General features: G+C 42.4%; 4 protein-coding genes. All 4 read left to right on the forward strand.

Annotated elements, in window-relative coordinates:
* The coding region (locus J0895_RS22075) for an S-layer homology domain-containing protein (protein ID WP_207090146.1) at positions 1-394 on the forward strand (394 nt) is incomplete at its 5' end.
* Positions 395-649: 255 nt separating this feature from the next.
* Positions 650-3,025 carry a tetratricopeptide repeat protein gene (locus J0895_RS22080; RefSeq protein ID WP_242541506.1) on the forward strand — a complete coding sequence of 792 codons (2,376 nt, stop codon included), beginning with the start codon at positions 650-652 and terminating at the stop codon, positions 3,023-3,025.
* Between the two features lie 58 nt (positions 3,026-3,083).
* Positions 3,084-5,162, forward strand: coding sequence for a tetratricopeptide repeat protein (locus tag J0895_RS22085; protein ID WP_207090148.1), 2,079 nt, complete (start codon positions 3,084-3,086; stop codon positions 5,160-5,162).
* A 25-nt stretch (positions 5,163-5,187) separates the two neighbouring features.
* On the forward strand, positions 5,188-6,843 hold a 1,656-nt coding region (locus tag J0895_RS22090), incomplete at its 3' end, for a tetratricopeptide repeat protein (protein ID WP_207090149.1).

The raw sequence follows: 6,843 nt of genomic DNA on the forward strand, positions 1-6,843 counted from the left end.
CCCAGAAATTTCAGTTCAAGATATGACGGGCGATCGCCCGGATTATGCCTCAATTCAAATCGCCTTAAAAACTGGCACAATGACCGTGGATAGTCAAGGCCGATTTTTCCCCGATCGCCCGGTAACTCGCGCCGAAGGATTAGCAATTTTTGCCCAAGCTTATGGGATATTTCAGTTCTCGGAAGATGCCGTAAAAGAACTGTTAAATGACTATCCCGATGCCGTGGATATCCCCGATTGGGCCAAGCAAGCAATGGCAACCGCCTTACAAGAAGGGTTTGTCAATACCGATAGCAATCAGGCCATTCGTCCCTTAGAACTGATGACGCGGGCCGACCTTGCTTATGCCTTAATCCAATATCTGGAAAAGCAACAAAATCCCGCTTTTGTCTAAAAGTTATCTCCTAAAATTTGAAGACAAACAATCGGATTGATGCCAAGGTTAATGAGTCGCTTTTAACCTCAGTCATGCCATTTCTCAAGGATAACTGAATTCATCAATCTCGCACGTTCCCCAGGGGTGTAGTTTTGACTGCACCCCTTTCCCATTGGGGGAACGGTTATGATATAATATTCCGGTCCTTTTAACTGTTTCCGTTGGCCATCACTGTATAGGGATAACCCAACAACCGAGAAAAGTGGAACCGTGATGCATATCAATGAGGCGACTGCAACCAATCAACAAGCTGAACACTATTATCAGGAGGGCAAGTGGACCGAGGCAGCGGCTTTATGTCATCAACTAATACAAATTCAGCCAAATTTTGCTCCAATTTATAAAACTTTGGGCAATATTCTTCAAGCTCAAGGTAAACTAGAAGCAGCAATGCGGGCCTACCATCGCGCCTTGGTTCTCAATCCAGAATTTGCGGAAGTTCATGCCAATCAGGGGACAATTTTTTATCAAATTGGTCAGTTAGATGCAGCGGTATCCTGCTATCAAAAAGCTTTAACCATTCAGCCCAATTGGGCCGGAGTTTATTGGAATTTAGGAAAAGTTTTTAAAGAACAAGGACGAGGCGATGAGGGGACAGAGTATCAGAAAACTGCTTTAAACCTCAATCCGACTCAGTTTCCCCCGGACCTGCATAATCAGGTGGGAGTGGAATTAAGTAAACGCGGAAATATTGAGGAAACTACGGCATTTTATCAGCAGTTTATTGAAACCTACCCTGACTGTGGTCCCGCTTACTTAAATTTAGGGATATTTCTGGAATCTCAGGGGAAGATAGAAGAGGCATTTACCTGTTTTCAGAAAGCGATAACTCTGCAACCGAATCTTGCAGTAGGTCATTTTAAACTTGGCTATTTGCTGCAACAAAAAAATCAAATTGAATTAGCAATTGATTGCTTTAAATCTACTCTCAAACTGCAACCGGATTGGATTGAAGCCTATAATAATTTAGGTATAATTTTAAGAAAGGTCAATCGCGAAGCAGAAGCGATTGATTGTTTTAAAAAAGCCATTGAAATTAACCCCAATTTCGCCGAAGCTTACCGCAACTTAGGAACCACCTTACAGCAACAAGGCAAGCTAGAAGCTGCCGCTGCTTGTTTGCGAGACTGTATTAAAATTCAGCCCAATTTTGCCCTCGCCCACGGCAATTTAGGCTACGTTCTGGAACAACAAGGCAAACTCGATGAAGCCAAAGTCTCTCTGCGTTATGCGATCGCCCTTCAACCGGATTTAGCAATGGCCTATGGCAATTTAGGCAATATTTTACACCGAGAAGGGGAACTGGAAGAAGCCATCTCTTGTTTCCAAAATGCGATTAAGTATGATGTAGATTTTGGGATGCTTTACTTCCGAGGACAACCTCATTTAGAAGCAATACCTCGGGAATCTTTGGTGGAACTTCCCGTGAGTTTACCCAAAAAAATCTGTCCATTAACTCAAAATTTAGCCACCCAATTCCACTTAAATGACCGGGCATCGGAGATCACTTATCTGGAAATGAGTCCGCGCCTCCCTGTTCATTTAACCGCAGGGAAAACCCTGGCGGTGGCGGATGAGGCGCTTCCGACTTATTTCCCAGAAACCCAGGGATATTCACCGGAAACCTATCTGGCGATTCTCCCCAATGGACGCGCTTGGGGTGATTTATATACCAGCGTGATTTGGTCTAAAAACAATACTCTTTTAGCGGATCTCTCTACGGGGAATGTCCCCTTTGTATTCGCTTTAGATAAATTGCCTCCCGTTCATAAAATTGAGGGGACTGTGGCCTTTATCTCAACCCTGGGGGGCGATACTTATTATCATTGGTGGGTAGATATTCTCCCGCGACTTGAACTCTTGCGCCGCAGTGGCATCGATTGGGATAAAGTTGATAAATTTGTGATCAATAATGTTCGCCATCGCTTCCAAGAGGACATAATTAATACTTTAAATATTCCTCCAGAAAAATTGATAACCAGTCTGGACTATCCCCACATTCAGGCCACTCAATTATTGGTTCCTTCTGTGACCAGTAGTACAGAAAAATGGTTTGGTCCATTTATTGAAGGTCCGCCCAAATGGGTCTGTGACTTTCTCCGAGAGAGATTTACCTCCCTCGCCGATTCCCAAGATTCTGACAGCCCGGAAAAAATCTATATTAGCCGTCGCAAAGCGAAAGTCCGTCGCTTTATTAATGAAGAAGAAATCAGCGCCTTCTTAGAACCCTTGGGGTTTAAAACAGTCATTTTAGAAACGCTTTCTGTCCGGGAACAAATTGCTTTAATGAAGGAGGCTAAAACGATTATAGCCCCACATGGGGCGGGATTAACTAATACCCTATTCTGTCAACCGGGGACTCAACTCGTGGAGATTTTTTCTCCCCGGTATGTTCCCGATTGTTATTGGATTATTAGCAATCACGTTGGGTTAGACTATTATTATCTGATTGGGGATAATCAGGAAAATTACTATGAAAACCATCCCGATTTACGCCCCAAGCCTGTGAATCGCCCCCCTCGGGCTGAAGATATTTATGTTAATATAGAATCCCTCTTCCAACTGATGAAAGTGGCGGGGTTTGTTTAGGGGCAGCAATAAGAGTGGACTTGTAGTTCTTAATAGTGATTACCAAAATAAGCAAAAAATGGATAAGCCAGTTGAGCCATTAATTCAGGAATCAGAGGCATCTTACCAACAGGGACAATTAGAGTTGGCCCTGAGTATTTGCCATCAAGTGATTCAGATTCAGCCTAATTTTGCTCCGAGTTACAAACTCCTGGGAGATATATTGCAATCATCAGGAAAACGAGAGGCGGCAATCCGCGCTTACCAATCGGGAATAGATTTATTTGAAAAAACCTCCAATACTTCTATCCAGTTAGCAGAATATTATGCCAATTTAGGAAATTGTTTAATACAAATTGGTGCGATAAAAGAAGCGATCGCCTGTTTAGAGAAACAAATTATTCTGCAACCCAACTCAGCCGAGGCTTATTGCACCTTGGGAATTTTATTACATGAGGTGAAAGACCGAAAACGGGCATTTGATTGTTTTACCACAGCAATTCAGCTTAAACCCAATTTAGCTGAGGCTTATGGAAATTTAGCTAACCTCTTGGCCGAACTCAACCAAATCAGTGAGGCGGTTAACTGTTTGAAAAAAGCAATTACTTTAAAGCCCGGTTTAGCAGAACTGTATGGGAATTTAGGAGATTTATTATTGGAGCAAGGTAAATTTAATGAATCGATTTTTTATTTAAGAAAGGCCATTGAAATTAAACCTGATTATGCGAATGCTTACCATAAGCTAGGACAGGTTTTTCCACAAACCAATCAACTGGACGAAGCCGTCGCTTGTTTGCAAAAAGCAAGTGAACTGCAACCCGATTTTGCCGCTGCCTACGGAAACTTAGGGATGTGCTTGCAACTCCAGGGAAAATTATGCGAAGCGATCGCAGCTTTTCACAAAGCCTTCCAACTCCAACCCGACTTATCTTTGCGCTTTTTTAAAGGACAAAAGCATTTAGAAGCGATTCTTAAGCAGTTAGTAGCGGTTCCCAATAATCCTCCTAAAACTGTCTGCTTATCAATGGCAAATCTTCCTGTTGATTTTGATAAAAATCAACGAGCTTTCACCTATATTAAAATTAACTCCGGTCAATCGGTGTATCTCCAAGCACCCCAAAATTCTTCAGGTAACTTCCCTCAAGTCCCTACTAATCTCCAAGAAAGGTGGGGAGAGTTTCCCGAAAGGTATTTGGCAATCCTGCCCAACGGATGGGCTTGGGGAGATTTAATTAATGCAGCTATTTTTACAGAAAAAAATCAACTCATTGCTGAACTCTCTACAGGAAATGTTGCTTGTTTTACGGAAGTCAATAAGCTCCCTAAAATTAAAAAAATTAATGGAAATATAGCATTTTTATCTACCATAGGCGGGGGTACTTATTACCATTGGATGATGGACATTTTGCCCCGATTCAAGTTACTTCAATATCAGGGTATCGACTGGGATAATATTGATAAATTCGTCATCAATAATTACACCCACGCTTTTCAAAGAGAAACTTTAAATTTTTTGGGGATACCTGAAGAAAAAATCATCACCAGCGTAGAATATCCCCATATTCAAGCTTCTCGATTAATCGTTCCCTCGGTTCCTAGCAGCATACCGAAATGGTTTGGTAATTATATTCAGGGAGTACCTCCCTGGGTATGTGAATTTCTGCGTCAAGAATTTATGCCTCTAGCGGGACCCAACCCATTGCAGGGATATGAACGGATATATATTAGCCGTCAACGCTCACAGTTTCGGCGATTTGTAAATGAAGAGGAAATATTAGAATGTTTGGGTAAATTTGGATTTAAAATGGTTATATTAGAATCTTTCTCTGTATCTGAGCAGATCGCAATTATGGCATCTGCAAAAGCGATAGTGGCCCCTCATGGAGCCGGACTCAGTAATGCCGTATTTTGTCAACCGGGGACAAAACTGATTGAAATATTTGCGCCCCGCTATGTTGAAAACTGTTATTGGATTTTAAGTAATCAAATCAATTTAGACTATTATTATTTAATTGGAGAGGGTTTGGAGAAATACTACGCTAACCGCCCTAATCTTCGTCCTGCGAAGCGAATGTACAAGGACGCCAGAACTGATGATATTTATGTCAATATAGATTCTTTGATAAAATTGATATATTGGGCGGAACTTGCTCATTAAATGATTTTTTATAATATTATTAATTATGAATCAGCCCAACTTCATACCCAAAACTGATAATCCCGTTGAAGCATTAATTCAGAAAGCAGAGACATATTACCGTCAAGGAGAATTGGATTCTGCCCTGAGGATTTGCCATCAATTGATTCAGATGCAGCCCGATTTTGCCCCCAGTTACAAACTCTTGGGGAATGTGTTACAAGCATCGGGAAAATTGGAGGCGGCAATTCGGGCTTACCAATGGGCGATCGCCCTCTGTCCTGAGTTCGCAGAAGCCCACGGAAATCTCGGGACTATCTACTACCAGCAGGGAGATTTCCCCCGGGCGATCGCCGCCTATCAAACTGCCTTAGAGTTCAACCCCAATTTAGCTGGACTGTACTGGAACTTAGGGAAACTATTCAAAGAAACCGGAGACATCCATCAGGGAATTTGTTATCAAAAACGGGCGATTAATATCAACCCCAAATTAGTCGGGGCTTCCGGTTATTTTAGCTTGGGTACGGATTTGATGAATCAAGGACAGTTAGAAGAAGCCCGGTCTCTGTTTCAAAAAACGTTAGAACTTGAACCCACCTCAGCGGAAGCTTATGTTCATTTAGGCATCATTCACCGACAGCAAGGGTGGATGGAAGAAGCCATAAACAGCTATAAAATGGCGATATCCCTTCAACCTGACTTAGTAGAAGCGCATTGGAATTTATATGAATTATTCACCAGTTCTGACAACTTTGCCGCTGCGCGTAAAGCTGCCGACTGCTATATAGAACAGTGTCAAGGGGAAGGGCAATCAATGGCAGCGATCGCCTGGATTAGTGCCTATCTCAAAGCAGGCAGCGCTCAAAATGCCTATCACCATTTTTTAACCTTAGAGTCTCAAGTCCTGGAAAATTTAGATAACCTCTGCGATCGGGATATCCAACGTCTGTATTACAACAGCTTTTATATCCTCACCAATATCCGCGATAATCTCCGCCTAAATTCTCACTTTTATCGGCAAATTTCTGAACGGTTTATTCCCACCTTACCGCGCTTCCAGACTCCCTCTACTTCCCCTAACTTCCCCCCTCGCTTGGCCTCAAATCCGTTAAAAATTGGCATCATTTCCCCTCATTACAAGCGACATTCTGTGGGGTGGTGCAGTGTGGATATCCTTCGCGAGTTATCTCAACTCACCCCGGATCTGTATCTGTATGTCACAGGTCCTCTCCAACCGGACGATCGCACGACTCTTTTTGAAAACTTAGCGGCTAAACTCTATCATCCCCCTGGAAGAGTCAACCGGCAAACTATTTTTGAAGAAATCCAGAATGACAATTTAGATATTTTAATTGATTTAGACTCATTAACTATTGATACGAATATTGAAATTTTAGCATCTCGTCCTGCCCCAGTTTGTATCACTTGGTTGGGCTTTGATGCGCCATTTATTTCTTCAAAAAACTACTTCCTCGGGGATTGGCAGACTCACCCCCAGGGAAGCGAATCCTACTATCAAGAACAATTAATCCGGATGCCGGATTCCTTTGTTGCAAGTTCAGGATTTGAGCGAATTGAAGCCGACTGCGATATGTTGAGACATTCTTTAGGAATTAATTCAAACCAAGTAGTTTATCTCTGTGTCGCCCCAGGACGTAAATTTAATGGGGATTTAGTCCGCGCTCAAGTTGCCATTCTCAAC

This window comes from Phormidium pseudopriestleyi FRX01 (genome assembly GCF_017313335.1).
GTDB classification, from domain to species: Bacteria; Cyanobacteriota; Cyanobacteriia; order Cyanobacteriales; family Laspinemataceae; genus Laspinema; species Laspinema pseudopriestleyi.

Coding starts and splice junctions, on each gene's coding strand:
- J0895_RS22080 (WP_242541506.1), top strand. CDS start 650: ATGCATATCAATGAGGCGACTGCAACCAATCAACAAGCTGAACACTAT.
- J0895_RS22085 (WP_207090148.1), top strand. CDS start 3,084: ATGGATAAGCCAGTTGAGCCATTAATTCAGGAATCAGAGGCATCTTAC.